At 69.6% G+C, this 25,227-nt stretch carries 35 protein-coding genes and 4 pseudogenes; 20 read left to right on the top strand and 19 right to left on the bottom strand.

From position 1 onward, the window contains the following. Positions 1–23: 23 nt before the first annotated feature. From arsB to K8Z49_RS23625, 3 genes are read left to right on the top strand one after another with little or no spacing between them, the layout of a single operon-like run. Positions 24–1,007 (top strand): ACR3 family arsenite efflux transporter, encoded by a 984-nt coding sequence (gene arsB, locus K8Z49_RS23635; protein WP_412521152.1) that lies wholly within the window; start codon positions 24–26, stop codon positions 1,005–1,007. A 48-nt stretch (positions 1,008–1,055) separates the two neighbouring features. Further along, positions 1,056–1,739, top strand: a complete 684-nt coding sequence (locus K8Z49_RS23630; RefSeq protein WP_412520952.1) for a three-helix bundle dimerization domain-containing protein — start codon at positions 1,056–1,058, stop codon at positions 1,737–1,739. After that, positions 1,732–2,154, top strand: coding sequence for an arsenate reductase ArsC (locus K8Z49_RS23625; protein WP_021598038.1), 423 nt, complete (start codon positions 1,732–1,734; stop codon positions 2,152–2,154). The genes K8Z49_RS23630 and K8Z49_RS23625 overlap by 8 nt, the downstream gene beginning before the upstream one ends. A gap of 164 nt (positions 2,155–2,318) precedes the next feature. Here K8Z49_RS23625 and K8Z49_RS23620 read toward each other — a convergent pair. From K8Z49_RS23620 to K8Z49_RS23610, 3 genes and pseudogenes are all read right to left on the bottom strand, one after another. Beyond that, positions 2,319–2,393: pseudogene (locus K8Z49_RS23620) on the bottom strand (hypothetical protein); the annotation flags it as partial. Between the two features lie 30 nt (positions 2,394–2,423). Then, complete coding sequence (locus K8Z49_RS23615) at positions 2,424–2,612, bottom strand: hypothetical protein (RefSeq protein WP_412520950.1); 189 nt, start codon at positions 2,610–2,612, stop codon at positions 2,424–2,426. Between the two features lie 276 nt (positions 2,613–2,888). Continuing rightward, entirely contained in the window at positions 2,889–3,269 is a 381-nt protein-coding gene (locus tag K8Z49_RS23610) for an ArsR/SmtB family transcription factor (protein ID WP_021598041.1), read from the bottom strand. Positions 3,270–3,345: 76 nt separating this feature from the next. On the opposite strand from K8Z49_RS23610, the gene K8Z49_RS23605 reads away from it, so the two are divergent. The 4 genes from K8Z49_RS23605 to K8Z49_RS23590 all read left to right on the top strand — a co-directional run bounded on the left by K8Z49_RS23605 (position 3,346) and on the right by K8Z49_RS23590 (position 7,903). Next, entirely contained in the window at positions 3,346–4,425 is a 1,080-nt protein-coding gene (locus K8Z49_RS23605) for a flavin-containing monooxygenase (RefSeq protein WP_075021634.1), read from the top strand. Between the two features lie 202 nt (positions 4,426–4,627). Then, positions 4,628–6,076 (top strand): FAD-dependent oxidoreductase, encoded by a 1,449-nt coding sequence (locus K8Z49_RS23600; protein WP_412520947.1) that lies wholly within the window; start codon positions 4,628–4,630, stop codon positions 6,074–6,076. Positions 6,077–6,306: 230 nt separating this feature from the next. After that, the gene (locus K8Z49_RS23595; protein ID WP_412520945.1) at positions 6,307–7,692 is read left to right on the top strand and encodes an MFS transporter; all 1,386 of its coding nucleotides are present in this window, start codon (positions 6,307–6,309) and stop codon (positions 7,690–7,692) included. A gap of 16 nt (positions 7,693–7,708) precedes the next feature. Next, positions 7,709–7,903: a hypothetical protein gene (locus tag K8Z49_RS23590; protein ID WP_412520943.1), complete on the top strand. Its 195-nt coding sequence runs from the start codon at positions 7,709–7,711 to the stop codon at positions 7,901–7,903. Positions 7,904–8,060: 157 nt separating this feature from the next. Here K8Z49_RS23590 and K8Z49_RS23585 read toward each other — a convergent pair whose 3' ends face one another. The 3 genes from K8Z49_RS23585 to K8Z49_RS23575 form a co-directional block, all read right to left on the bottom strand. After that, positions 8,061–8,282 carry a tannase/feruloyl esterase family alpha/beta hydrolase gene (locus tag K8Z49_RS23585; protein ID WP_412521150.1) on the bottom strand — a complete coding sequence of 74 codons (222 nt, stop codon included), beginning with the start codon at positions 8,280–8,282 and terminating at the stop codon, positions 8,061–8,063. After that, positions 8,279–8,740: an AMP-binding enzyme gene (locus K8Z49_RS23580; protein WP_412520941.1), complete on the bottom strand. Its 462-nt coding sequence runs from the start codon at positions 8,738–8,740 to the stop codon at positions 8,279–8,281. The genes K8Z49_RS23585 and K8Z49_RS23580 overlap by 4 nt, the downstream gene beginning before the upstream one ends. A gap of 927 nt (positions 8,741–9,667) precedes the next feature. Continuing rightward, positions 9,668–10,750, bottom strand: a complete 1,083-nt coding sequence (locus K8Z49_RS23575) for a hypothetical protein (RefSeq protein ID WP_412520939.1) — start codon at positions 10,748–10,750, stop codon at positions 9,668–9,670. Positions 10,751–10,814: 64 nt separating this feature from the next. On the opposite strand from K8Z49_RS23575, the gene K8Z49_RS23570 reads away from it, so the two are divergent. After that, a complete protein-coding gene (locus K8Z49_RS23570; protein ID WP_412520937.1) occupies positions 10,815–10,937 on the top strand; it encodes a hypothetical protein in 123 nt (40 codons plus the stop codon). 144 nt (positions 10,938–11,081) lie between these two features. Beyond that, positions 11,082–11,288 (top strand): hypothetical protein, encoded by a 207-nt coding sequence (locus tag K8Z49_RS23565; protein ID WP_412520935.1) that lies wholly within the window; start codon positions 11,082–11,084, stop codon positions 11,286–11,288. Between the two features lie 468 nt (positions 11,289–11,756). On the opposite strand, the gene K8Z49_RS23560 is transcribed toward K8Z49_RS23565, so the two are convergent. Further along, a complete protein-coding gene (locus tag K8Z49_RS23560; protein ID WP_021593297.1) occupies positions 11,757–12,755 on the bottom strand; it encodes a nucleoside hydrolase in 999 nt (332 codons plus the stop codon). Positions 12,756–13,115: 360 nt separating this feature from the next. Between K8Z49_RS23560 and K8Z49_RS23555 the strand changes: the two genes are divergently transcribed. After that, the gene (locus tag K8Z49_RS23555) at positions 13,116–13,601 is read left to right on the top strand and encodes a hypothetical protein (protein ID WP_412520933.1); all 486 of its coding nucleotides are present in this window, start codon (positions 13,116–13,118) and stop codon (positions 13,599–13,601) included. 197 nt (positions 13,602–13,798) lie between these two features. Further along, entirely contained in the window at positions 13,799–14,140 is a 342-nt protein-coding gene (locus tag K8Z49_RS23550) for an ATP-binding protein (RefSeq protein ID WP_412520931.1), read from the top strand. 6 nt (positions 14,141–14,146) lie between these two features. Here the strand turns inward: K8Z49_RS23550 and K8Z49_RS23545 are convergent. The 3 genes and pseudogenes from K8Z49_RS23545 to K8Z49_RS23535 all read right to left on the bottom strand — a co-directional run bounded on the left by K8Z49_RS23545 (position 14,147) and on the right by K8Z49_RS23535 (position 15,701). Next, a pseudogene (locus K8Z49_RS23545) lies at positions 14,147–14,745 on the bottom strand (transposase family protein). Positions 14,746–14,901: 156 nt separating this feature from the next. Then, the gene (locus K8Z49_RS23540; protein ID WP_412520929.1) at positions 14,902–15,510 is read right to left on the bottom strand and encodes a GAF domain-containing protein; all 609 of its coding nucleotides are present in this window, start codon (positions 15,508–15,510) and stop codon (positions 14,902–14,904) included. Next, positions 15,507–15,701, bottom strand: coding sequence for a hypothetical protein (locus tag K8Z49_RS23535; RefSeq protein ID WP_412520927.1), 195 nt, complete (start codon positions 15,699–15,701; stop codon positions 15,507–15,509). The genes K8Z49_RS23540 and K8Z49_RS23535 overlap by 4 nt, the downstream gene beginning before the upstream one ends. 313 nt (positions 15,702–16,014) lie before the next feature. On the opposite strand from K8Z49_RS23535, the gene K8Z49_RS23530 reads away from it, so the two are divergent. The 7 genes and pseudogenes from K8Z49_RS23530 to K8Z49_RS23500 all read left to right on the top strand — a co-directional run bounded on the left by K8Z49_RS23530 (position 16,015) and on the right by K8Z49_RS23500 (position 20,327). After that, entirely contained in the window at positions 16,015–16,470 is a 456-nt protein-coding gene (locus tag K8Z49_RS23530) for a DUF5994 family protein (protein ID WP_412520925.1), read from the top strand. Between the two features lie 82 nt (positions 16,471–16,552). Continuing rightward, positions 16,553–17,002, top strand: a complete 450-nt coding sequence (locus K8Z49_RS23525) for a hypothetical protein (protein WP_412520923.1) — start codon at positions 16,553–16,555, stop codon at positions 17,000–17,002. A gap of 84 nt (positions 17,003–17,086) precedes the next feature. Then, a pseudogene (locus tag K8Z49_RS23520) lies at positions 17,087–17,377 on the top strand (PAS domain S-box protein); the annotation flags it as partial. A 151-nt stretch (positions 17,378–17,528) separates the two neighbouring features. After that, on the top strand, positions 17,529–18,146 hold the full coding sequence (locus K8Z49_RS23515) for a PP2C family protein-serine/threonine phosphatase (RefSeq protein WP_412520921.1): 618 nt from the start codon (positions 17,529–17,531) through the stop codon (positions 18,144–18,146). A 469-nt stretch (positions 18,147–18,615) separates the two neighbouring features. After that, on the top strand, positions 18,616–19,173 hold the full coding sequence (locus K8Z49_RS23510; protein ID WP_412520919.1) for a DUF5994 family protein: 558 nt from the start codon (positions 18,616–18,618) through the stop codon (positions 19,171–19,173). Positions 19,174–19,592: 419 nt separating this feature from the next. Continuing rightward, the gene (locus tag K8Z49_RS23505; protein WP_412520917.1) at positions 19,593–19,919 is read left to right on the top strand and encodes a hypothetical protein; all 327 of its coding nucleotides are present in this window, start codon (positions 19,593–19,595) and stop codon (positions 19,917–19,919) included. Positions 19,920–19,931: 12 nt separating this feature from the next. Then, positions 19,932–20,327 (top strand): STAS domain-containing protein, encoded by a 396-nt coding sequence (locus K8Z49_RS23500; protein WP_083597685.1) that lies wholly within the window; start codon positions 19,932–19,934, stop codon positions 20,325–20,327. Positions 20,328–20,342: 15 nt separating this feature from the next. On the opposite strand, the gene K8Z49_RS23495 is transcribed toward K8Z49_RS23500, so the two are convergent. The 7 genes from K8Z49_RS23495 to K8Z49_RS23465 all read right to left on the bottom strand — a co-directional run bounded on the left by K8Z49_RS23495 (position 20,343) and on the right by K8Z49_RS23465 (position 22,805). Beyond that, the gene (locus tag K8Z49_RS23495) at positions 20,343–20,591 is read right to left on the bottom strand and encodes a LysR family transcriptional regulator (RefSeq protein ID WP_412520915.1); all 249 of its coding nucleotides are present in this window, start codon (positions 20,589–20,591) and stop codon (positions 20,343–20,345) included. Between the two features lie 32 nt (positions 20,592–20,623). Next, the gene (locus K8Z49_RS23490) at positions 20,624–20,920 is read right to left on the bottom strand and encodes a hypothetical protein (protein WP_412520913.1); all 297 of its coding nucleotides are present in this window, start codon (positions 20,918–20,920) and stop codon (positions 20,624–20,626) included. Between the two features lie 346 nt (positions 20,921–21,266). Next, a complete protein-coding gene (locus K8Z49_RS23485) occupies positions 21,267–21,392 on the bottom strand; it encodes a hypothetical protein (protein WP_256255381.1) in 126 nt (41 codons plus the stop codon). 151 nt (positions 21,393–21,543) lie between these two features. Continuing rightward, complete coding sequence (locus K8Z49_RS23480; RefSeq protein ID WP_412520911.1) at positions 21,544–21,732, bottom strand: hypothetical protein; 189 nt, start codon at positions 21,730–21,732, stop codon at positions 21,544–21,546. Between the two features lie 57 nt (positions 21,733–21,789). Further along, the gene (locus K8Z49_RS23475) at positions 21,790–22,017 is read right to left on the bottom strand and encodes a hypothetical protein (RefSeq protein WP_412520910.1); all 228 of its coding nucleotides are present in this window, start codon (positions 22,015–22,017) and stop codon (positions 21,790–21,792) included. Next, complete coding sequence (locus tag K8Z49_RS23470) at positions 22,017–22,205, bottom strand: hypothetical protein (protein WP_412520909.1); 189 nt, start codon at positions 22,203–22,205, stop codon at positions 22,017–22,019. The genes K8Z49_RS23475 and K8Z49_RS23470 overlap by 1 nt, the downstream gene beginning before the upstream one ends. A 387-nt stretch (positions 22,206–22,592) precedes the next feature. Beyond that, positions 22,593–22,805, bottom strand: a complete 213-nt coding sequence (locus K8Z49_RS23465; protein WP_412520908.1) for a MerR family transcriptional regulator — start codon at positions 22,803–22,805, stop codon at positions 22,593–22,595. A 977-nt stretch (positions 22,806–23,782) separates the two neighbouring features. Here K8Z49_RS23465 and K8Z49_RS23460 point away from each other — a divergent pair. After that, a pseudogene (locus K8Z49_RS23460) lies at positions 23,783–23,938 on the top strand (Hsp20/alpha crystallin family protein); the annotation flags it as partial. A gap of 78 nt (positions 23,939–24,016) precedes the next feature. Beyond that, positions 24,017–24,358, top strand: coding sequence for a MerR family transcriptional regulator (locus K8Z49_RS23455; protein ID WP_412520906.1), 342 nt, complete (start codon positions 24,017–24,019; stop codon positions 24,356–24,358). Here K8Z49_RS23455 and K8Z49_RS23450 read toward each other — a convergent pair. Together K8Z49_RS23450 and K8Z49_RS23445 are read right to left on the bottom strand one after the other, a co-directional pair. After that, positions 24,276–24,830 (bottom strand): DUF2867 domain-containing protein, encoded by a 555-nt coding sequence (locus K8Z49_RS23450; RefSeq protein ID WP_412521148.1) that lies wholly within the window; start codon positions 24,828–24,830, stop codon positions 24,276–24,278. The genes K8Z49_RS23455 and K8Z49_RS23450 overlap by 83 nt on opposite strands. 86 nt (positions 24,831–24,916) lie before the next feature. After that, positions 24,917–25,168, bottom strand: coding sequence for a DUF4873 domain-containing protein (locus K8Z49_RS23445; protein ID WP_021593277.1), 252 nt, complete (start codon positions 25,166–25,168; stop codon positions 24,917–24,919). Positions 25,169–25,227 lie beyond the last annotated feature (59 nt).

Genomic DNA, 25,227 nt, shown 5'->3' with positions numbered 1-25,227 from the left:
TGCCGGTGTGGATCGTCGCGGCGATGGTGATCGGTCTCGGGCTGGGACGCGCCGTCCCCGGGCTGGACGACGCGCTCGCCAAGGTCGAGGCCGGCGGGATCTCGCTGCCGATCGCCCTGGGCCTGCTGGTGATGATGTACCCGGTGCTGGCCAAGGTCCGTTACGACCGGCTCGACACCGTCACCGGCGACCGCCGCCTGATGCTCGCCTCGCTCGGGCTGAACTGGCTGATCGGCCCGGCGGTGATGTTCGCGCTGGCCTGGACCTTTCTGCCCGACCTGCCCGAGTACCGCACCGGCCTGATCATCGTCGGGCTGGCCCGGTGCATCGCGATGGTCATCATCTGGAACGACCTGGCGTGCGGCGACCGGGAGGCCGCCGCCGTGCTGGTCGCACTCAACTCTGTCTTCCAGGTCATCGCGTTCGGTGCGCTCGGCTGGTTCTATCTGCAGGTCCTGCCCGGTTGGCTGGGGCTGGCGACCGACGAGGCGGACTTCCCGGCCGGCAAGATCGTGGTGAACGTGCTGGTCTTCCTGGGCATCCCGCTGGCGGCCGGATACCTCACCCGCCGCCTCGGCGAACGCGCCCGCGGACGCACGTGGTACGAGGACCGGTTCCTGCCCCGGATCGGCCCGGTCGCGCTGTACGGGCTGCTGTTCACCATCGTCATCCTGTTCGCCCTGCAAGGCGACACCATCACCAACCAGCCGGTCGACGTCGCACGCATCGCCGTCCCGCTGCTGGTCTACTTCGCGCTGATGTGGGGTGGATCCTTCGCCCTCGGCCGCGCCGTCCGGCTGCCCTACCCGCGCACCGCGACGCTGGCGTTCACCGCCGCCGGCAACAACTTCGAGCTGGCCATCGCCGTCGCGATCGGCACCTTCGGCGTCACTTCCGGGCAGGCGCTGTCGGGTGTGGTCGGCCCGCTGATCGAGGTCCCCGTCCTGGTGGGGCTGGTGTACGTGTCGCTGTGGCTGCGTCGCCGGTCCCTGGCCGCCGGGCGGTGACGCGGCGATGACCCGCATCGGCCTGGAGACGTGCGGGGGAGGCCCACGGTGACCGTCACACCCGGCGACGCGCTGCTGGACCGCATCGCCGCGCGGCTGGCCGACCGGTTCCACGGTCTGGTCTCCGCCGAGACCGCCCGCCGTCTGGTCGCCGAGTCCTACCGGCAACTGCGCGGCACCTCCAAAGTCGGCGCCCATCTGGTGGTGCTGGCCGAGCGGTTCGCCGCCGAGCGGCTCACCGCGCTCGCCCAGGCCGAGGGGCGGCTCGGCAAGCCGGTCCCCGAGGTGCTGTTCGTCTGCGACGCCAACGCCGGCCGGTCCCAGATGGCCGCCGCGCTGGCCATGGCGCGCGGGCACGGGCGGCTGCACGCCCGCTCGGCCGGCACCGCACCGGCGGCCGAGCTGGAACTGGCCGTCATGGAGGTCATGGCCGAGATCGCAGTGGACCTGTCGGCGGAGTTCCCCAAACCGCTGACCGACGAACTGGTCGCCGCCGCCGACCTGGTGGTCACGCTGGGCTGCGGCGGCGCCTGCCCGCTCCTGCCCGGCACCCGGTATCTGGACTGGGCCGTCCCCGACCCCGCCCACCAGCCGCCGGCCGAGATCCGCCGCATCCGCGACGAGCTCGACCTGCTCGTCACCGACCTGCTCACCACCCTCGACCAACCCGACCCCGGCCGACCCGGCCTCGACCAATCCAGGCTCGACCAGCGAAGGAACACCGATGCCTGATCAGTCTCGCTCTGCCAAGCCCAGCGTCCTGTTCGTCTGCGTGCACAACGCCGGACGCTCCCAGATGGCCGCCGCCTACCTCACCCACCTGGCCGGCGACCGGGTCGAGGTCCGCTCCGCCGGATCGGAGCCCGCCGACCAGGTCAACCCCGCGGTGGTGGCCGCGATGGCCGAGGAGGGCATCGACGTCTCCGCCGAGACTCCCAAGATCCTCACCGTGGACGCCGTCCAGGCCTCCGACGTGGTCATCACCATGGGCTGCGGCGACACCTGCCCGGTCTTCCCCGGCAAGCGCTACCTGGACTGGACCCTCGACGACCCCGCCGGGCAGGGCGTCGACGCCGTCCGCCCCATCCGCGACGAGATCCGCAAGCGCGTCGAGAACCTCCTCGGCGAGCTCCGGCCGGAGAACTGAAGAGTCGGCGGACGGGCGGTACCGGTGACAGGTTCGAGGGCGTACATGATGATCAGTACGTGCCGACCAGGCGGACAGGGCGCCAGCGATGTCCCAGCGGTCGGGCCGGTAGCCGTCGAGGACCATTCCCAAGCCAGCGGGTCGGCGACGAACACGCCGCCGTAAGCAGCGAGGATGCGGCCAAATTCAGCGTCGGGTTGGAAGGTGGCGACGGAGCCGTAGACGCCGAGCGCGACGATCCACCAGGCGCCTTTGTGCTCGCGGATGCCCTACCAGATCAGTTGGGCGCCGTCGCTCTCGGCGAGCGCGGTCAAGGCGAACAGGACCAGGGACCGGATGCCCGTCGTGATCGGAACCTCAGGCTCGGCCATCTCCTGCCGGGTGCGTCCGGCATCGCCGCCGCAGGCGTCGGGTACGCGGCACGCCGGATGCGGTGGCGGCCACCACATCACCGCCATGGCGGTCTCCTACATCACCTTGCTGACGGCCTTCGACGTCGACAACGGCCCCGGCTGCCGCTCTGGAAACTGCTGCCCCCGATCACCTTCTGGTTCCTGCCCGCCGCGATCGGCCGCTGCTGCTTCGGGCGCTGTCCGAGGAGATGACGGTTCAGCGGCTCGGCCCGGACGGTGAATCGGTGGCCGTGCGGCTGCGGATCGACGTGGACGCGTTCGCCTCGGCCCGTGGCGCTGCAGGGCGCCCCGGTCCGAAATAGGCCAGGGGCCACTCCGCGATCAGCAGCAATGCTGGAGATACGCCTGCAGGTTGGACAGAGCGGAGGCGACGGTCTCCTTATCGGCACGATACAGAACGACCTTGCCTTCCCTGCGGGAGGTGAGGATGCCGCCCTTTTTCAGCTCTGCGAGTTGCTCGGAGGCCCGGGGCTGGCTGATTCCGGCGAGCTGGGACACCTGGTTCACCGACAGCTCCGCGCCCCGGGCGAACAACAGCATGATGCGCTGCCGGGTTGGGCTGGCCAGCGCCTTGAGGAAGTCGTGCACGGCAGGGCTGAGCTCGACCGGCTCTTGCTGTTCGTCGGGCGCTGTCGTGCCGGACGCTGCGCAGGCAGCCATGCAGGCGTCCGGAGCAGCGGGCACGGTCGAGGTTTGCGGCATGGATCCTCCCCTCCAGCGTCATTCAACCACATACCGCTGCTTTGACATATCTCTAATCACGTATATGTTCTCGGGCATGACCACATCAACCGATCCAGTCGTCATCGTCGGAGCCGGGCAGTCCGGCCTGGCCGCAGCGCGTGCCGTGCGTGATGCGGGCATGCGGCCCCTCGTCCTGGAGGCCGGCGATCGCCCCTCAGGTTCCTGGCCGGGCTACTACGACAGCCTCACGTTGTTCTCTCCCGCCCGCTACAGCGCGATGCCCGGCTTCCCCTTCCCCGGCGATCCCGACCGCTATCCGACGCGCGACGAGGTCGCCGACTACCTGGATAGTTACGCCGCCCACCTCGACGTGGAGATCCGTACCGGGACACGAGTCAGCGATGTCGAATCCCGTGGCAGGGGGTTCGTCGTCCAGACCGCCGACGGTCAGGCCATCCCCGCCGCCGGGATCGTCGCCGCCAGCGGCTCCTTCGGCAAGCCGTACCAGCCCGTCCTGCCAGGCCAGGAGGACTACACCGGCGAGATCCTGCACGTCGCGCAGTACCGTCACCCCAAGCGATACGCCGGCCAGAGAGTCGTCGTCGTAGGAGGGGGCAACTCGGGCGTCCAGGTGGCCTACGAACTGGCCGAGGTCGCTTCGGTGACCATCGCGACCCTGCAGCCGATCTCCTTCATGCACCAGCGGATCGGCGGCCACGACCTGCACCACTGGCTCGAGACCAGCGGCTTCGACCTGCTTTCCGGCCCATGGCTCGGGCACCTCGTGCCTGGCCCGCTCGTGCTCGACACCGGTGACTACCGCAACGCCCTGGAATCAGGCCGGTTCGACCGGCAGCCGATGTTCACCGCATTCGACGGCGACGGGGTCGTCTGGCCGGATGGGCGGCGGGAGAAGGTCGACGTGGCCCTGTACGCCACCGGATACCGGCCCGATCTCGGCTACCTGCGCTCACTGGGAGCTCTGGACGACGCAGGGTTGCCCGCACACGTCCACGGGATCTCCGTCACTCACGCCGGGCTGGTCTACCTGGGGCTGGAGTTCCAGCGCTCGTTCTCCTCCAACACCGTGCGCGGAGTGAGCCGCGATGCCGACTACGTCGCCGGTCAGCTCGCCGCCTACATCCACGATGCGGCCGGCGCCATCGGACTCTGACGAAAGGTACGCGGCGCGCTCGTTCGCCTCAGCGACCCGCGTCACCTTCCACGACGACCGTGGGGGAATCTGCATCAGCGTGCCGTGCGGACCCTCACCGCAACCGAGTGGCCACCGCCGCCCACCGCACCTGTCTCGGACCCGAACCGCCCGTTCCACGGGCCACCCATGCAAAGCCACCGCACAACGCAGCGAGGAGATCATGAGCGAGAACGACCAGTCCCAGGAGCCCGCCGAGCAGGCGCCCGAGCCGACGGCCGGGGGCAGCCGCTGCGGGGTCAGCAGCTGCTGCGCCGACACCGAGCAGCCCCCGGACCCGGCGGTCACCGTGATCGGGGCCAAGACCAGCGCCGGGGGCGGCTGTGCTGACAGCGCCGACTCCGGCGATCTGCCGGTGGTGGTCATCGGGGCGGGACCGGTCGGACTGGCCGCTGCCGCTCATCTGGCGGAACGCGGCCTGGACTTCGTGGTCCTGGAGGCCGGCGAGGCCGCCGGGGCGGCGATCTCCGAATGGGGACACGTCCGGCTGTTCTCGCCGTGGCGGTACGACACCGACGCCGCCGCTCGCCGACTTCTGGAGCCCACTGGATGGACGCTGCCCGATCCGGAGGCGCTGCCGACCGGCGCCGAGCTGGTCCGCGACTACCTGGCCCCGCTGGCCAGGGTGCCTGAGCTGGCCGAACGGATCCGCACCGGCACCCGCGTGATCGCCGTCGCCCGGCGCGGCGTGGACGTGACCCGCACCGTCGGCCGCGACGAGCAGCCGCTGCTGGTCCGCACCGTCGGCCCGGACGGCGCCGTCACCGACCTGACCGCCCGCGCCGTCATCGACGCCTCGGGTACCTGGGGCCGCAGCAACCCGCTCGGCCACTCCGGCCTGTCCGCCCCGGGCGAGGACCAGGCCGCCCCTTACCTGACCGGGCCGCTGCCGGATGTGCTGGGCCGCGACCGCGACCGCTTCGCCGGCAAGCACGCCCTGGTCGTCGGCATGGGCCATTCGGCCGCCAACACCCTGCTCGCCCTCGCCGAACTCGCCAAGACCGCGCCGGGCACCCGCATCACCTGGGCCGTCCGATCGGCGTCGGTCGCCCGTTCGTACGGCGGCGGCGACGCCGATGGTCTCCCGGCGCGCGGCGCGCTGGGCACCCGCCTCAAGGCCGCCGTGCAGGGCGGGGAGATCGAGTTGGTCCGGTCCTTCACGATCACCGGTTTCGCCGCACCCGCCGGCGGCCCCGCTACCGGGCCCGTCCAGGTCGCCGGCACCACCCCGGACGGAGAGCGCGTCATCGAGGCCGATGCCGTGGTGGCGGCCACCGGGTTCCGGCCCGACCTGGACATGCTCCGCGAAGTCCGGGTCGAGCTCGACCCGGCCACCGAGGCGCCGGTCCGCCTCGCGCCGGTGATCGACCCCAACTTCCACTCCTGCGGCACCGTCCCCCCGCACGGCGAACGCGACCTCGTCCACCCCGAGACCGGCTTCTACCTGGTCGGGGATGAAGAGCTACGGCCGGGCCCCGACCTTCCTGATGGCCACCGGATACGAGCAGGTCCGCTCCATCGTCGCCGCCCTGGCCGGAGACCGGGCCGCGGCCGACGCCGTCGAACTCGACCTCCCCGAAACCGGCGTCTGCTCCACCAACCTGATCACTGAGGACCAGCTGCCCGGCGCCGCCGCCGACGGCTGCGGCACCTCCTGCGGCACCGAACCCGCCGAGACACCGGCCGCGGTCACCGTGGACGAAGCCGGAGGCGGCTCGTGCTGCGGCGGATCGGCGCCCGAGCCGGTCGCCATCGGCATCGGCGCTCCCGCCGGACTGGGCTTTACGACCGGAAGCGTGCACGGCTATTCCGGCGACGCCGAACGAGGCGACAACTAGCCCCGTGAGCCGCGAATCCTCAGTCCCGGTGTCGGCGGCGGCCCACCCCGCCGTCGACACCGGTGTCGCCGGCGGTGTCGCCTCCCGCGTCCCGTTGCTCGCGCTGTGCGTCACCGAGATCACCAGCTGGGGCGTCCTCTACTACGCTTTCCCGGTCCTGGCCCCGGGGATCAGCCGCGACACCGGCTGGTCCACCAGCGCCATCACCACGGCGTTCTCAGCCGCGCTGATCCTGGCCGCGCTCGGCGGCATCCCGCTCGGCCGCGCGCTGGACCGGCACGGCCCCCGGCTGCCGATGACCGGTGGCTCAGTGCTCGGCGTCCTTGCCGTCATCGGCCTGGCCGCCGCGCCGAACCTGGGCTGGTTCGTGGCCGCGTGGCTGCTGGCCGGGACCGCGATGACCGCCGTGCTCTACCAACCCGCGTTCGCCGCCCTCACCCGCTACTACGCCCCCCACCACCTGGGTGCCCTGACCACCCTCACGCTCGTCGCGGGCCTGGCCAGCACCGTCTTCGCACCCCTCACCAGTGCCCTGGCCACCCAGATGTCCTGGCGGGCCGTCTACCTCGTCCTCGCCGTCGTCCTGGCCGCCGTGACCATCCCCCTGCACTACCTCGCGCTGCGCCGCCCGTGGCCGCCGCCCATCGAGCACGGCACCGCCTCCGCGGACGATGCCGCGGACGATGGCGATGTCGGCCGCGACGACGGCAGTGACCAGGTGGGCGCCGCGGTGCACACGGTGGTGCGCAGTACGCCGTTCCTGCTGCTGACCACGGCGTTGACATTGTCGGCGTTCTCGATGTTCGCCGTGCTGACCAACCTCATTCCGCTGCTCACCGCGCGCGGGGCCTCCAGTGGCATCGCCGCCTGGGCACTCGGCCTCGGCGGCGTCGGGCAGGTCGCCGGTCGGCTGGGCTACCGTGCCCTGGTCCGCCGCAGCAGCGTCCGGACCCGCACCGTGTGCATCCTGGCCGGCTCCGCCGTCACCACCTTCGTGCTGGCCGCGGTGCCCGGCCCCCTTCCGCTGCTCATCGCCATCGCCGTGCTGGCCGGCACCACGCGCGGCATCGCCACCCTGCTGCAGGCCACCGCCGTCTCCGACCGGTGGGGCACCGCCGCCTACGGCTCCCTGTCGGGCGTCATGGCCGCGCCCGTCACCATCGCCGGCGCCATCGCCCCCGCCGCCGGCGCCGCCCTGGCCGCCGGCCTCGGCGGCTACCCCGCCCTGTTCATCGCGCTCGCCGCCGCCGCGGCGCTGGCAGCCCTGGCGGCCATCGGCAGCATCCCCCGCCGCCCTGTCGCCACCCCCGCAACCGGCCCCAGCGCCAAGAGCTTCCAGACGCCCGACAAGAAAGCCACCGAGGACTGCATCACCGGAAATTCCGGATGAACTACGCGACCCGCCAATGATCCACCCGCCCCACACCACCGTCCGCCCGCAGACCACCGTCTGGCCGCAGACCATCGGGCGGCCGCGCATCCTGCAGGCCAACGGCGTCGAACTCGACCTGGACGGCTACCAGGTCCGTGTAGACGGCCAGCAAATCGAGACCGACCACGACCACCCCACCCTCGTCGGCGCCATCCGCGGTCGCGGTTAGATATTCGACCTCGGCGACTGGTAGGTCTGAGCCTTTCCTGATCGCTTACTGGACGTTGTGCTGCGGCCGCGGGGTTTCGCATCGGAAGTTCTCGGCCTTCTCGACGCTGCCGCCAAGATGACGAGCTACCTGCGAGGTAGGGGCAGAGTGGCCGCGTTCATCCCATTGCGGCATTGGTGGCGAGGATCTGGTCGGGAGCGATGCCGTGGCGAAGCCATTTCTCCATCGCGGTCAGAGTGTCGAAGGAGGTTGTGCCGGGGCCGCCGCCGCACTGGAACATTCCAGGCACCATGAAGAGCCGGGCGAAATCGCTCACCGTTCCCGGTCGTGTCTTCCTTGCGACGGCGTCGTAGTAACGGGTGAGGGTCTTGGGGTTCAGGGCCGGGTCGGCCCAGCCCTGGACTTGGGGGCCTTCACCGGCCCCAGCGCCTCCCGGCAGGTGGCGATGACGAGCGCCGGGTCGATTTCGTGGCCGTTCTTGGGCTCGACCACCGCCGTGACCGCTTCGCCCCACTTATCGTCGGGGAGACCGATCACGGCACAGTCGTTGACGCCGGGGAGCGTGTGGATGACCTGTTCGACCTCCCGCGGGAAGACGTTGAAGCCGCCACTGATGATCATGTCCTTCTTGCGGTCGACGATGTAGATGAACCCGTCGGCGTCGCGGTACCCGATATCGCCGGTGCCGTGCCAGCCGCCTGGCCGGCGTGTCTCGGCGGTGGCGGCGATCTGCTCCGGGCCGAGGAAGGTGCAGATGAAGGGCGATTCTGCTTGCCCGTAGACCTGGATCGACTTGGCAAGGCGTTCGCACCGGTTCGATTGCAGCGTCGTGGGCATCGTGAACGAGTTCACCTACCTGGCAGAGATCCCCCGCACTATCCGGCTCAGGACCCGCGGGAGCGGCGCTGCGCCTGGCGGCCACCCTTGTGGCCCGGTCTGCCGAAAGCTCGTCAGTTCCGACCGAGAACTGCACGCGTTAGTGAAACGGCGGCAAATTGGTATGTAGCCCCGGGTTTCGATGAATGGGTCGACGTACAGGAGGTGTAAATGCCGTGGTGCGGACGGAAAGGAACTTCTTCCCGCTGCCCACAGTTGCGTCACGAGGGCGACACGTGGAATCCGCGGCACGATACCTGGTACTTCTACCTGGAGCTCGACGCCGGTCCGGGTGGCAAGCGCCGTCGGATCCGCCGTGGCGGGTTCACTACTCAAAAAGGGCGCTGAGAACGCTCTGGAGGATGCGCGGTGCCGGGCATTGCGCGGCTTGGACCCGGGCGTGCGGTACACGGTCGGGCAATATCTTGACGAGTGGCTGGCCGGTCACGGCTGCCTGCGCCGCAGAACCCGCAAATCCTATGGCGAGCATATCGAGTACTACCTCAAACCCCATCTGGGCCACATTGAACCGGATCGGCTACGTGTTTCACATGTGAATGAGATGTTCGCTGCGATCGAGGCCGACAACGAGCGCATCTTGTGGGTGGCCGGGGAACGTCGGCGATTGCTTGGGGTGGCCCGGCAGGCATGGCGATCCGGGGACAGGATCGCGCACCGAGCCGCCCGTGCCGAGCTGGCCGGGCTTCCGCCGCACCGCCGGACGATCGGAGCGGCGACCTGCTGTCTTCGCCAGGACAGCCGGAAGGACCGCAGGACGTCAACCCGAGCACGGAGAAGAGGCTCGGCGGCGTTGAGGAGAGCCGTCCCGGTGCGAACCACCGTTCGGGGGGGACGAGCAGCTTTGAGCACCGGGCACGGGCTGTTGCCTCATTCCCGGTGCGGGAGGTCCCACAGATGGAGAGCGGTCTGATCCTTGGAGACCGTGCACCAGGCGTCTTTTCCTGCCGACAGGGGAGGCCCCGAGACAGGGAAGGGGTAGACGACTGATCCTCGCAGGGCCATTGTGTGTGGGTCGACGAGCCAGTGGCGGGGGACCTTCGCGTAGTACTCGGTGCCGACCACGGCGATGTCGTCGTACGGGAACGCCGCTTCGAAGTCCCAGCGAGCGCGGTCGTCTCCCGAAGGAGGGGGTACGGCATCCCCGGCGTTCAGTCGCCGCAGTTCCGTGCCGTCCTCCGCCTGGTGGAGATAGAGGGCCCACTGCCCCGTATCCGTCGTCAGGAAGTGCTCCCCGGACGGACTCACCGCGAGAAAGACCTCCTCGACGAATCGCTGGACGGTGAGCTGCGTACCGTCCCAGCGTCCCCACAGCACGGGTGAACTCTCCTCGCCCTCCGCGATGGACAGCCCCATGTACGCCGGATCGGGGTGAGGAAAGTGGAAGGAGCCCGATCCCACGGTCATCGTCGCGACCCGGGCCAGCAGCGAGCCGTCGGCGGCGTCGAGGATCAGCCATTCCTCCTCGGTGTCGTGCCCCATGTGGCTGCGGACGTGAGCCCACAGGACCTTGCCGTCGGAGGAGAAGGCCGCCGAGCCGCTGTCGGCGTGGCCGTGGTGGTAATCGTCGGCGTACTCGGAGAACGAGGCATGGGCCGTCGTGCACACGGCGGCGGACCAGCAACCGTGGCGGATCTCCCACAGCACGGCGCCGGTCGAATCCACGGCCCGCAAGGCGTGCACGCCGGCGAACACGGCGACATCACCGGCGGGAGAGACCGCCACTGAGCCGTACCGGCGAGGCCACGGCGCGGGAAAACGGGCCTCCGCCCCCGCCCCCTCCAGGTCGCGGACGGCCAGTTCGGTGTCCCCGCGCTGCACCAGCAGCCTGCGCCCCGGCCAGTGCAGTACCCGTGGGCCGTCCGCCGAACCGGGGTCGAGCGGAGCGGCGGCGGTGGCCAGGAGACGGGCGGCGAACCGGGCGGCTCCCTCACGGGTGGCATTGGGCGTCACAGCCGCATGCTTTCACACCCGCCGGACGGTGCATCCGGCCTGGAATCGCCCACACCGGCTGCGGATGGCCGTCCATCGCGGGGACTGCGTCCGCGACGAGCACAGGGTGATCAGCCCCGCCCTGAACCTGCGGTCCCGGCTCCTCAACGCCCCCGTCCTGAAAGGTGAGGTGCCCCGGCTTCCGTGATGGGAGGCAAGCCAGGAGGAGCTCCTGTCGCTCGTACGGCCGGACACAGTACTGCGCTGGCACCGGGACCTGATCGGGGGCGGGCACGCCGCCCGATCCGAACCCAAGCGGCCGGGCCGGCCACCGACCGTCCGCTCCATACGGTTGCTGGTACTGCGACTGGTGCGAGAGAACCCGAGCTGGGGTTATCGGCGGGTGCACGGCGAGTCGCTGGTGCTCGGCATCAACGTGGCGCCTTCCACGGTCTGGGAGATCCTCAAGGAGGCCGGCATCGATCCGGCACCTGAGCGTTCGGTCACCACCTGGGCCGGGTTCTGGGCGCCACCGCCCACCCGACCGCAGCGTGAGTGACCCGGGCGGCGCGGAACTTGGTCATGGACCTGGAGGACGCCGGCTGCCGGGCACGGTTCCTGATCCGCGACCGGGACGGCAAGTCCCCGACCTGTTCGACGCTGTCCTGGTCGATGCCGGAATCCAGACGGTGCTGAGCGGGGTGCGGATACCGAGGGTGAACGCGGTGATGGAGCGGTGGGTGCAGACCTGCCGCCGTGGACTCCTGGACCGCATGTTGATCTGGAACCAGCGGCACGCATCGGCCTCACCAGGGCATCGCCAACGCCCGCCCGTTGAGGACGCTGCCTCCACCGATCATCGAACCAGACCAGATCGCCCACCTGAACATCCGGGTCGGTCGCCGGCGGCATGGAGGCCGCCTGGCTCACGGTCTTCATCTCCTCCGTCACGGTCCTGTTCGCTCTCCAGCCGGAAGTAGCCCGACCGAGTCGCACGCGCTCAAGGTCGGCCCGCCGTGACTCCCGGTTATCTCCGGCCGTTGAGGGTGTTCAGGAAACGCTCCTCGAAGGTTGCTCTGTCGGCGGCGACGCCGTAGGTCATCGACCGCCCCTTCGGGGAGAGGAAAGTGCGTCCGGCCGCCGGGCCGTCGGTCACGACATCGACACGTCCGGTGGTGGACTTGACGATCTCAGGGTGGACGGTGGTCATCGCGGCCAACGGATCCCACCAGAACAACAGGCCGGCCGAGATCAGCGGCTCAATGTCCGGGTGCGTGTAGGCCTTGAAGACGATGTCGGCCGCCGGCGTATGGTGATCTGCGCGGAGCCGGTCGAGGAACTCCTGGGTAATGGGCACGTCGTCGGTGGCGTTGAGCGGCATCAGGTGCACCGGCTGGGGATTGTGCCTGATGACGGTTTGCGAAGCGGCGGGGTCGATCCAGTAGTTGAACTCCTGCGTGCCGTCGAACTCCGGCGGGGTGCCACAGCAGAGGTTTCCCGGCACGCCGATGGCGCCGCCCATCGACGTGATCCGCCCCGCTGCTTCAGGCAGCGCGGCCGCCACATTGCTCAGCGGCCCGGTGACGACAATCCGGGCCCCCGGCTCTTCTTTCAGCACGCGCCGGATCAGTTGCGGAGCGCGCACCCGCGAGGGCGTTTCCGTCGCGTCGCATCCCGGGGTCACTGACGTGACCACCCTGTCGACGGTTTGCAGGATCTCCTCAGGAAACGTGTTGGGGGCGGAGTTCGAGCCGTCGGCCACCCGGACGCCGTGCAGCCCGAGCCGTTCGACCACGCAGCGGGCGTTGCGGATCGCCCGCCCAGGCAGCCCTCCGCCGTTGTTGACAACTGTGACGGCGCGCAAGTCGATTCTGCCCAGCCGGTGTTCCTCGGCGAGGTAGGCCAGCGCGGCCACGTCGTCGTAGTCCATATCGGTATCGAAGATGATCACGGGCGGCCTCGGGCCCTGCGCATGCGCGCTCACCGGGAGCAGCAGCGGTAAGGCGAGGAGCACGGCGCCCAGCATTCGCCTCACAAGTCTCTCCCTGTCAATGATGTGATTTCCCATAGAGCCGCCACGGGGGCGCATCAAGCTGTGACCAGCAAGATAAGGGCGGAGCCGACTCACGTCATGTCCTACCGGGAGAGCCAGTGCTCAGCCATAATTGTGTCTCCTCGCTGCTTCTCGAAGTGATCAAGTGTGTACCATCGGCTTGTTTCACTTCGGCTTCATGCCTGGTAGAAGAACCTGAGTTCGCGATGGGTGCGGCACTCCCGGTGTGGGCCGGGCGGCTCACCGCACGCGGAGCCGATCGAGGGCGGCCTCGTCCCAGCGCATGCCGTGTCCCGGCCGGCCCGGCAGGCTGATGCGTTCTCACATGGCGAGATGACCAGCGGTGATCGGCGGCGGGTTCCAAGTCTGGTTCAGCAGGGCGTTCGACATGGCGACGGTCATCACGGTCGGGCTGTGGCAGTGGGCTCGGCGGGCGCTGCGCTCCTGGTCTACTTGGACCAGTACCGCTCGCCGGCGGGGGCGGTGGCCATCTGGGGCGTGCAGCTCCTGCTCATCGCCGTCGGTGCCGTGCTGCTGCTGCGCAAAGCGGGCGGTGACCGCGCCGTCGGGATGTTGGTCTCGGTCGACCTGCTCACGGGGCTGGCGATGTCGGTCAATTGCCCCGGCGAGCTGATGCTGCGGATCAATTGGACGTGGGCCACGGTCGGCCTGATCGGTGTGCTCCTGCTGCTCTACCGGCCGATGAGCACGTTCGTCTTGTTCCAGGCGGTGAACGGGGGGATCGTGATGCCCATGTGTCTCCCCGAACCGCACCCTTCAGGCCATAGAAAGCCTCGTTGTCCGGTTCAAAATCCCTGAGATCACCTCACTAGAGCTATTTCCGAGGAGCCTCGGCTGCTTCCGTGCGCAAGTCTCTCCCAGCCCCGATCGAGACAAGCGTGATCATCGAGCACCGCAAGGAGTCGAACGTCGCCCTGGAGCACGAGATCCGAGCGCTGCGAAATCGGCTGTTGCGATGATTGCGATCCGGCAGCCCCGACCGGCTGGACCTCGGCGTGCAACTGGTCGCCTTCCGCATCCTGCAGGAGGCCCTGACCAACACCCTCAAGCACGCCGCCCCGCGCACCACCGTCGACCTGAGCCTGGCGGCCGACTCCTGCCAGGTCCACATCGTCGTGCACGACAGCGGCCCGACCGACGACGAACCCGCGCCGGCGGCCAACCGGCCTGAGCGCCGTTCTAACAGTCGCCTCAGGTTCGCTCAGTATGAAGAAGGCATCGCCGGGCGACGCAGGTCTCGGCCTCGCCGGCATGGCCGAACGCGCCGCGCTCTACGGCGGCACGGTCAGCGCCGGCCCCGCAGTGGACGAACGGCTGGACCGTCTACTCGACCCTGAGCCTTTTCATCCTCGGGTGGCTTCGTAGTTCTGTAGGACGGCGATGGCCTTGACGAGGTGGCCGGCCTTGCCGGGGCTGCAGCGGAGCCTGCGGAGGAGCCGCCATTCTTGAGCTGGGCGTTTGTGCGTTCGCCGGGGCCGCGGAGCCTGGCGTGCGAGCGGTTGGCCTGCTTCTGGGACTCGGGCTTGTCGCGTCCCTTGTACGGGGTGAAGACGACGCAGGCCTCGGCGCCTTGATAACCCTTGTCGGCCGGCGTGATGATCCCGGTCTTGTCCAGCTCGCGCAGGATGCCCCACACGCGGGCGGCGGTCAGGTCGTGCGTCCGGCCGGGCAGCGCCCCGGACGTCCACAGGATCGCCCCGTCAGGGCCGGCGATGACCTGCACGTTCATTCCATGGCAGCGGTGCTTGGCCGAGTAGTACGGCCGGTCGGCCCGCACCCGGTCGCACGCGATGAGCGTGCCGTCCAGCACCAGCAGGGCCTGCTGCCCGGGGTTGAGCAACCGCCAGGTCGACCCGATCGCCTTGCGGTGCCGCCGGATCACTCCTGCCAGGTAGTTCAGCGTTGGACGCGACACATCGACGGCGGCGCGATAGAACACCATGCGGAGCCCCTGGTTCGGACGTGGTGGTTGTGGTGATCAACTCGTCTACCAGGGGTTTCTTCACGTCGCCCGCCGAACGCCCCCATCGCGATCATGCCGTGATCGGTGCCCGCCCAGACGGATGAAAAGGGGTCAGTGAATCCCCGCTCGCGCATGTCACATTCGCGTGGGCCGCGGCGGGGGCAGTGCGATGATCTGTGCGGCCGCGGGGTCCGGAAGGTCGGTCGCGTGGCGGTCCTCGGCCAGCTGGACCAGGCGGGCGGAGGTGTCGGCGAACAGCAGCAGCTGGCGGGCGGTGGATGAGCTGAACGCCTCCGCGCCCGGCCGTCCGAGGACGGCGAGCACACCGCGCGTGGCCTCCCCGGTGTCCAGCGGCAGGATCAGGATCGGGCCGGCCGGCAGGCCGCTGAGCGTCTGGTCGGCGACGATCCGCGCGGACAGCGCCCGGCGGGAACTGAACGCGCGGCCGAGCATCGACCGGCCGCGTCGCACTGTCAGCCCGCGTATCCGGTCGCTGCCTGCACCGACGGCGACATCGATCCGCAAGGTGTGGGCTTCTTTGGTGGGCAGGGCGATGAACGCCAGCGGAACGCCCGCCATGGCGCGGGCCCGCTCGGCCACGAGCGTCAGGAGCCTGGGCAGGGCGACCCCGTCCAGAACTGCCGCCATGAGGCCGAACGACGCGGCCAGCCGCCGTCCGTCGGCCGCGCCCCGGGACATGTTCGGCGGCCCCCAGACGGTCGCCGGCAGATCGTCGCCTGTCACGTCGTCATCTCGCTCTTCTCGGCCGCCCGGTCGGCGGCCTGCAGCGCGACATGCGGGCGCTCGCGCAAGGACGGGGTGGAGGAGACGTCGAGTTCGCCGCTGACGATGTGGTCGGCGCGCCGTTCAAGGGTCAGGCCGGCGGCCCCGGGAAGGCGGCCGACCGTCTGGACGGGATGGTGTTGCGGCGTCATAGCGCCGGACCTGTCTGGCCCTAAGAGGGGCCTGCGATTCGAGAAACCAGGGGACGCGGGCTTGGCCGCCCGCATCGAGAAATCCCTCGTCGCCACGAGTTTACGCCCTTGGCATGCCATCGCGGTGCTATCCACAAGCCGTCGCGGCGCCGGTGAGTTTTGCCGGTCACTGGTAAGCCTACAAATCCAGATGTGCACATTCCGTGACGTACACTCGTGATGTCGAGGGCATTTCGCGCGCGGGCCGCCATGCCGGCGCCGTCCCCGGCGGTATACGAACCGGTCTCGTTCTGACCGAGAATGGGGCCCTTCCATGGCCCGCGAAACCACGCAGCTCGACCTGGCGCCCGCCACACCCTCGTCGGCCGAGAGCGCGATGCCGCCGGCGCCACGCCTGCGGCTGGCCCCTGGCCGCGCGGGACGCGGAGTCATGGACGGCGGCTGGTGGCCTCGATCCCGGAACACCACCGCCGAACTCACCGAACTGGTGGCCGCCCTGACCGAGCCGGGGAACACGGTCACCCGCGTGAACATCGACTTCGACGACTGGGACGCCATCCCGCTCCGCATCATCGTCCGGGGGCGCGAGGTCAGGGTGGGCTGGCTGGTGCCGCGATGCCGCAGGAGATCCTGGCCTCCTGCGACATCTCCACCCGCCGCGGTTGAGCCGCCCGTGAAACCGACGATCTCGCCGGTGACCGGAGGTGGGTCGCGTCAAAGCCCTGCCTCACCGTATGCCCGATTGGACAATCGGGCATACGGCGAATAAACCGGGCAAACCGTACCTGGTCTCGTGGGGCCCGGCCGTGTGGCCTGTGCCAGGCCATGCCACTTCTTGATCGGAGAGCCCAGTGACCGCGCCCACATACCACAACGCCGAAAACGACGCGGGATCGGTGCTGCGCACAGCCCGATGGCAGTTGCCGGGCGGGCACGCCGCGACCGGCCAGGTCCGCCGGAAGGTCCACGACGCCTTGCGCCGGTGGGGACTGGGGCCGGCCGCCGGTGATCTCACCGATCATCTGACGGCACTCGTCCACGAATTCCTCACCCGTGCCGCCACCCGTGCGCGCGGTCCGATCGATCTGCGGTTGGAGTTCCGAGCGTCCGCCCGCCTCTTGCTGAGTGAGATCCACAGTCTGTCCTCTGGCCCGGCCGAGCGCGGGCACCAGGGGTGCGACGACACGGGCGGCTCCGGCGTGGTCGCCCTCACCTACGGACAGCGCGGCAGCCGCAATGGCATCCGGTACATCCACTCCTTCACTTGGTGGCGGCCGGACTCGGTCCCGGCCGCCCGGTGATCCGGGGCCTGGCGCCCGATCCGGGGGGATGAGCATGACCGGGGACGTCGACGATCGGCCGGGCGCGCCACTCGTGGTCGTCTGGTGGAGGCGATGAACTCCGGAGTTCTCGCCACGGACGAGTCCGGCCGGATCACCGCGTGCGACCCCTGGGCGCAGCAACTTCTCGGCTACACCCGCGACAAGGTTCTGGGAAAGCGGATGCACCTACTTCTGCGCCGGGACACCGCCGGGCATGTCCCACCGGAGCGGGACAGCCGCCTCCTGCGTGCGCTCCGCACCGGTGTCTCCGCCCACGGGGACGGCGAGAGATTCGCCCATCGCGACGGGCGGCTGGTGATGTGCTCCTGGTCGGCCGCGCCCATCTACACCGGCGACCAGGCCGGGACCGGATCCGCGACGGGGGCGGTGGCCGCGCTGACGCTGGGCTATTCCCGCCCTGGACGCGGCTACGGGCCGGACGACAAGCTCGCCGTCGAGGACGTCGCGCGCCGGACTGGGCTGGTCCTGGCCAACGCCCGCCTGTATGCCGAGCAGCGCAAACACGGCCGAGGCGATGCAACGCAACCTGCTCACCCCTCTGCCGCAGCCCGGTGCTCTGCGACTGGAGGCCAGGTACGTCCCCGCGACCCAGGCCAGCCGGGTCGGCGGCGACTGGTACGACGCCTTCGCGTTGCCCGATGGCGCCATGGGGCTGGTCATCGGGGACATCGTGGGCCACGACCTGCACGCGGCGGCCCGCATGGCCGAGGTCCGCAACATGCTGAGAGCCCTGGCCCGGGACATGGCCGGACCGCCGAGCGGCGTGCCGGCACGCCTCGACAGCGTCATGGCCGCCGTCAGCGACGCCGAATTCGCCACCGCCGTGTTCGGCCGCGTCGAAGGAAGCCCGGCCGGGCCATGGCATTTGCGCTGGTGCAACGCCGGTCATCCCCCGCCCCTGCTGATCACCGGCGACGGCGGCACGCATTTCCCGGACGAGCACCGACCGCTCCTCGGCGAGCCTGATCTCACCGGGACACGCCTCGATGGCTCCCACCTGGCCCAGCTCCCCCTGCCTGACCTGTGCGACAAGCTCCTGGAGCGCGTGGAGCCCGGCTGCGAGGACGACGTGGCGCTCCTCGCCCTCCGCACCCCCAGCTGACCAGTGCCGGCGCGCCCCGCCCTCGGAACCCCCGAGAGGCCTCCTATCCTCGACGGGAATTGATGCTGGCTGAGAGTGTCCATCCGGAAACCGAAATCATCGCCGGAAGCGGAGATCCCGCCCCTTCACTGGACGCGGAATGTGGGTGCTGGCCCCGGCCGAAGTGAAGTAAAGGTACAGGGAAGGCAATCAAAGTTTACTTCAGATACCGGTAATATCGGACGCTTCGAGGGTAAGGTAAAGGTATCCGGTAAACAATGACATACCCCTTCTTGGGGTGATCCGCTTTACCGGCTCACCACGAACAAGGGGCACTGCTCACGTCGATAACCCCGCGCATCTGCGGGGGGCACCACTGATCCATCGGGTCGGTCCGTCCTGATCAACAACCCGCCCTGGGGTCTCCATCCGAGGCTCCCGGGGAAAGGGGCACAGATTCATGCGAATCGCCGCTGAACGAAGAACGACCATGAGCCTCTCTGCGTACTCGACTCCCCGGCTGACCCTGCGGCCGTCCGCGCCTGCCGACCGCACCGGCCCGGGCCGCACGCCACTGGACGGCGGCTGGTGGCCCCGTTCGGCTGATCCGGTCGCCGAACTGCCCGGGCTCGTTCTGGCCTTGCAGGCCCACGGCCCGCCGGACGGGCATCGGCCCATCGCCCACATCATGCTGCGGGCGGCCGACTGGGACACCCACCCCCGCCGACTCCGCGTCGAGGGCCCGAACGACACAAGGGAGGTTCGGCTCAGCTGGTTCCACAACCCCGCCGCCGGGCTGCTCACCGCGATCTACGCCGACGGCCACCGCATCGACCTGCTCACCGTCCCGGCCCCCACCGGCCGCACGGCGGCTCGGGCGGCCCTGGAACTGGCGGCCCACCCCGCCAACCATCTGTCCGCCCCCGACCTGCTGGCCGCCCTGGCCGTACCCGCAGACCCGCATGATCCGGCCTGGACCGGATCGGCGGCCCGAAGCGTCTGGGAGTCCGAAGGCGGACGACCGTGTGAACATCCGGCAGCACGCTGAACCGCACGGCGCCCGGCGACGCCCCTGTGGCGGATCGTGGACGGGCGGACGGCTGGCGGTCCAGGGCCGTCCGGCTCGGGGAGGAGCGGGCGGCCCCGGATCAGCAGGCGCGATCACCAGCAGTGACCGGCCGCGACCCCAGCCAAGCCCGGCGACCCGTCTGCTGCCACAGGCGATTTGGCGCACACTCCATCACTTGCGCTGCTAACCGTTGCCGCGATGGAACTCGGCCGGAGGTGGAACGGTTTTTTTCACGCTCCGGCCCCGATATTCCTGACGTCGCAGTCCCTCGCCAAGCAAATATTCCCCACCTTTCTTTCATATTGAAGATTGTTCAGGTAAGATCCGAGTATCCGGCGAACATTCCCGATGAAAACCCACTCGCCGCACAGATCGAAACTTCAAGGAAGGCGCCGGCCATGCGGAACACCGGCGGACAAGGCACGACGATCAGCCTGCCATCACCCCACCCTCCACTCCACGGCTGCGGCTGCGGCTGCTGCGCCCCGCGTCCCCGCCGGCTGCGCATCCGCGGCCCGGCCGGCGCCCGGGTGGTGCGGCCGACCTGGTTCGACTCCCTTCCATCCGGGCTGCTCACGGCGATCCACGCCGACGGCCGGCGCGTCAGTCTCTTCACCGTCCCGGTCTCCGTGGCGACCGGCGGGGAGAGCCCTCGCGAGACGTCGAGCCCGGCCAATCGGCCCATCATCAGACCGTCCGGGTACAGCGCTCCCGCCTACCTGTGATCGGAGATCACCGTGACCACATTCACCGCCGCCGCGTCCACCGCCGCGGAACTCGTCCGAGTTCCCGACGAAGTGAGGATGCCCGCTCACCGGCGTCCCGGCCACACCATCGTCGCGTTGACGGGCACCTTGGACGGAGCCGCCGCTCCGGCGCTGCGCGAGCACCTGATCGCCGTGTTGCGGCACAGCGGCCGTCTGCTGATCTTCGACCTGAGGGAGGTGGCGTCCGCCGACGCGGCGGGGCTGGCCGTGCTGATCGGTATCCAACGGCGCGCCGCCGGACTCGGCATCATCCTCCGAGTCGCCGCCCCATGCCCGCAGGTTGCCGCGCTGCTCCGCGTCACCGGGCTGGACCGCGCCCTCATCGTCCATCCGACCGCGGACGTCCATGCTGAAGTCGCCGCATGATCCCAATGGCCGCGCCTATCCCGCGGCGTGGACGCTGTCGACGGTGTCCTCGTACAGGCAGAACTCCGGACAGTCCAGGCGGAACAGGTGTGAGGCGACCCCGCTCGGTGCCAGTGCGGCACGGCCGATGCCCACGTCGAGACGACCGTTGAGGAGTTCGACCAGGAACGCCGCCCCCGCCGGCGTCAGGGTGACATGGTGCGTGGCGCGCTCAAGCAGACGCACGCCCATCTCCCGCTCCAGCCGCTGTACCTGCCGGCCCACCTTGCGCGCGGTATCGACATCGCAGCGTGCCTCTAGAGAGGTTCACTGATCCAGCGCCAGGCACCCCCCTCGTGCCGTGCGCGGACGAGTTGCGCGCCGCTGGAGTCGGCGAGCTCTGCGACCGCGCGGATCAGCAGACGATGGAAGTCATCGGGCGGGTGGGCGCCGGACGAGCCTTTCAGGAGGGTCACACTGACCTTGGCGTCGTCGCGAAGCTGGGCGGTCAGCCGTCCGGTGTCATCCAGCCTCAGCATCACGATCGCATCAGCGCGGACCATGTCACGGCCCCCGCCGGCCTCGACCCAGACCTCGGCCACAGTCCCGCTCATGGGCCTCATCTCCTCGGCTCCGACTGCCCGCAGGGCCTTCACCACTCAACATAGAGGGTTCGGCATCACGTCGGCCCGACGAGAGTGACCACCTAACGCGGGTGGGTGTGCCCGGCCGTGCCGGGACGCGTCTGCAAGGGCCAGGCCGCCAAGCCCTCGGCGACACCTGGACGAGGCTGCGGGTCTGACTGCGGCTGGGGGGCGTACTCCGACAATTGGCCCAACCGGCACGGCCGAGCGCACTATCAGGAGTCCGATCATCCAGTCGTCGGCGGTATGGAGCCGGGATCGACGTGGAGATGGTGTTGTGTCCATCGGCGCGAGGTCTGACGCCGACGAGGGACGGTCACAGCTGTGACCTGGCGAGGTGGTCGGCGGTGCCGCTCCGCCATTCGATGAGGAAGAGGCTGGCGTCGTCGCTGGTGATCCCGCCTCTCTCCCGCTTGAGCGTGTGGGAGAGGCTCCGGACCATCTGCTGCACGGTCGCGGCGGTGGGCCCGACGCGTTCGATGGCGGCTATCAGGCGGTCCTCGCCGAACTGCTCCCCACCGGTGGTGTGTTCTCGATGAGGCCGTCGGCGTAGGCCAGGATCCGGTCGCCGGGGCGCAGCCGCCGGGTGTTGATCAGGGGGGCGAGCCGCCGACGCCGACGGGCAGCGTTCCGGAACCTTCCAAGGCGCGCAGGACGTGGTGGCCCCGGATGAGCAAGGGCGCCGGATGGCCGGCGTCGGCGCGCCTGGCGTGCCGGTAGGCGCCCACGGCGACGGTGGCCAGCACGGCGGCGTTCAGGCCGTGGCCCATAGCGTCGATCACGGCCAGGTGCAGGATGTCGTCGTTGAGGGCGTAGTCCAGGCTGTCCCCGGCGACGTCCTAGGCGGGTTCGAGGATCCCGGCGATGGCGACCTGCGGCGTCGTCATGGTGAGCGGTGGCAGCAGTGACCACTGGATCTCCGCGGACACGCTCATCGGTTCACGCCGCCGGGCCTGGAAGAACTGGTCGGTGTAGCCGTTCTTGGTGACCAGCATGTCGGCGACCAGGCCGGCCAGCCGCCGCAGCAGTCGGCGGTCGTCGTCGATGACGCCCAGAGTGAGCGCCATCACGCGATCTCGTCACTGCTGTCCCGGCCCGGGAGGGACACCAGCGTGAGCTGCGCGTAGTCCTGCAGCAGGATCGAGACGTCCCGGCCTCCGATCGCGTGCACCTCCCCGGCGACCAGTGGTGCGATGAGCTGCGGCGGCATCTCGTGCGCCCGGTCCAGCAACTGACCCAGCAGCCGGATCGGCAAGGATCGGGTAAGCCCAGCGTCGCGATCCGGCATGGGTGGCCGTCCGGCGGGCTCGGTACTCCAGGTCGGGCGCAAGGGCCCGACGACGGTATGGAGATGGCGCAGGCCCTCGGACGAACGGACCATGCCCGGCCTGCGTGCGGTGGCCGTGCTGCCGAACCGGGTGCGGATCTCGACGTCCGCCCTAGGCCCCCGCTCCACCCTGGAGGCTCTCCAGGCACCTGACTCCGGCCGAAGAGGAATCCACGGCCCCGCCAGACCAGCCGTCGTCGTCCCCATCGATTTCAGGTTGCGCAGTCCATGGCCGGGTAGAGGCGGCGGCTCCCGGAGCGGCTGCGCTGGGACATCGGTGCCATCGAGATGAGCACACGACTCCCCGGGACCTGTCTATACAGAGTCTCGAGGGATGATGATGCGGTACGCGGCCTTCAGCGGGGTGTCCTGGTCGGCCATGTCGCGGGCGCGCTGCGCCAGGCGCAGCTGGTAGCGGGAGTAGCGGCGGTGACCGCCGGCAGAGCGTGGCGGCCCGATCAGCCGGGCGGTGTCCAGGCTGCGCAGGAACGCGGGGGTGACGCCCAGCATCTCCGCGGCGCGGCCCATGCTGTAAGCCGGGTAGTCCTCGTCGTCGAACCTGTCTTCAAGCCCGCCGGAGTCGTCCGGGGTCGTTGCCTGCGCGCGGTGCTGGTCCGGCTGGTCGCCGGCTGGGATGTCTTCACTAAACCTTCCGTACTGCCTTCGGTCGGCAGGACGACGACAGGGGCTCCGGCGCCAGACTGCGGCGCCGGAGCCCAGAGGTACAACACCATCTACCGGCTCTGACGAGCTGGTCCTCCGCGTCCGCCACTCGAACGAGAGCGGGGCCGCGGGGATCGCGTATGCGTGACCGTAGACCACCGTCCAATCTGTGGAGCTGCGGTACCCGCGCGGCGTGACTGGAGCCTGCTGCGGGCGATCCCGATGGCGTCGGCCCCTCCTTTCCTCGACATCACTACCTGTACCGCGTGTTTCCTTGCGTACTGCGTCGTGCCGTGTTTCGTTGCGCCCAGCGATTCGCTGGCCGCCCGGCTGCCGGAGCCCCTTTCACCGCGTTGGCCCCGGCACGCCCGGCCTGTGTCATCCATACCTGACGGCAGTTCGTCCTCTGCCGCCTCTCTTGGACTCGTCTCTCTTCGATGAGAGGAACATTACCTGACGCTCCCTCGAAAATCTACTTCGGTCACTACAGAGTTTCGTAGATCACATTGCTTGGTTGTCTTCATCGATCAAGAGTGCTCCGGCTGCGTGCAGGTAGGCAGTCCCGGCATATGGAGGCGAGGCGGAGATGACGCAGATGGCCGCTCCTCGGGAAGACGATCCAGCGGGTCGGACTCGGGTCCCAGGTGCTGACGTCGCTCGACCCGTTCGTCCAGACGTTCGAGCGCCAGTTCGACCCCGGTTCGACCTGCCGGACGTCGACCCCGGTTCGATCGAGGTCACCGTGGACCGCGGCGTGCTCACGATCACCGCGCGGCGCGAGGAGGAGTTCGGCGAGGACGAGCGCGTCCTTGTCCGTGAACTGACGATGGGGGGCCTTCACTCGCCGGGTCTACCTGCCGGAGCAACTGGACGCCGACGTGATCGGGGCCGCCTACGACAACGGGGTCCTGGCCGTCCGCATCCCGGTCCTGGAGACGGCCAGGCCCCGCAAGGTCGCTGTCCAGGCCGGCGAGACCCAGAAGGCCATCCGGAACTGAACCGGCCGGCATCGCCGGGTCCGGGCGCCGCCGTGGGGGAGCCACGACCGGCGGGACGATGAGAAGGGGAAGCAGCAGATGAAGCTGCCGATGGACGACGCGTACGCGGCCTTGTTCACCGTCGGGCAGGTCGCCGACATGCTGCAGGTGCAACAGGCGCCCCTGCGCCGTATCGACGACCAGCACGTCACCTCGCCGCGGCGCTCGGCCGGCGGGCAGCGCCGCTACAGCCGGCACGAGATCGGCCGCGTCCAGCAAGTGGTCACGATGATGGGCGAAGGAACGACCCCGCCCGCCATCCGCCGGATATTCGAACTTCAGCACGAACTCGCCGAGGTCACCCGCGAACGCGACGAACTCGCCCGTCGGTCGGCCGGCCGCTCCCGCGCCAAAGCCCCTCCTGCCGGTCCCGGCCGGTGACCGGTAGGCCAGGCGATGCCGCGGCACATCCGCCGAAGATCAGGTCGTGGAACGGCCGGAGTGCCCACCAGTACGTGTGACCGGCGAGTCCTCTCGGGTGGAACAGTGCCCGCTGCTCCAGCAGACTCCTCCCGTTCTTCTCAGAAACCCTCAGTTCCAGCCAGGCCAGCCAGCCAGCCAGCCGCTTTCGGTGCGCAACCGCAGGAGCCGCCCGGTCGCGATCTCCTCTACGCGCCAGAAGTCCACCGTCTCCCTGGTGCGCAGCCGGCGCGGGTCCCGGCGCCCCACCGCCCACCAGCCGATCGAGAAGGCCCCATGCCCGCCAGGCGATGGGGAAGGAGTACCAGCCGTGTTCCCCGCCGATCCCCTCGACGACCTCCCACAGCCGCTCGGGCGGAGCGTCCGTGCGGCCCTCCGATCTTCGCGGCTTCCGTCTGGACCGGTTCGCCGCGGCATCGCCGGCGCCACCCAGGCCGGATTCGCGGGTGCGAGGCGCTGGTCATTGGCGATCGCCTACCCGGGCGAGGGCGCATTCAGGTCGCCGGTTGGGCGATCTGCTCAGGCGAAAGGCGGCGGACCGCTTCCGACCAGCATGATGACGTCAGACCAGGTTTCTGAATCGCCGAGCGTGATTTGTGCCTCGCGGCCGTCGGGAAGTCTCAACGTCTGGTCGTGAGGGTCGCTGGCATCGAAGTCGGAGATGGTCGCGGTCCCGGACCACTCCCGCTGCTTGGTGCGCAGATCGACGTAGACCTCGACCTCGACTCCCCCACTGCTGATCAGGGTGGCGGGTCCCCTGTAGCGGCTCACGTCCGGGCCTTCTCATCGACGCTGGTGTGGAGTGTGTTCATGAAGACGCACCATAGTGC

Source organism: Actinomadura madurae, from assembly GCF_047130825.1.
Classification (GTDB): domain Bacteria; phylum Actinomycetota; class Actinomycetes; order Streptosporangiales; family Streptosporangiaceae; genus Spirillospora; species Spirillospora madurae.
The sequence above is the reverse complement of the archived record's forward strand: the minus strand, read 5'-3'. Positions and strand labels throughout refer to the sequence as shown.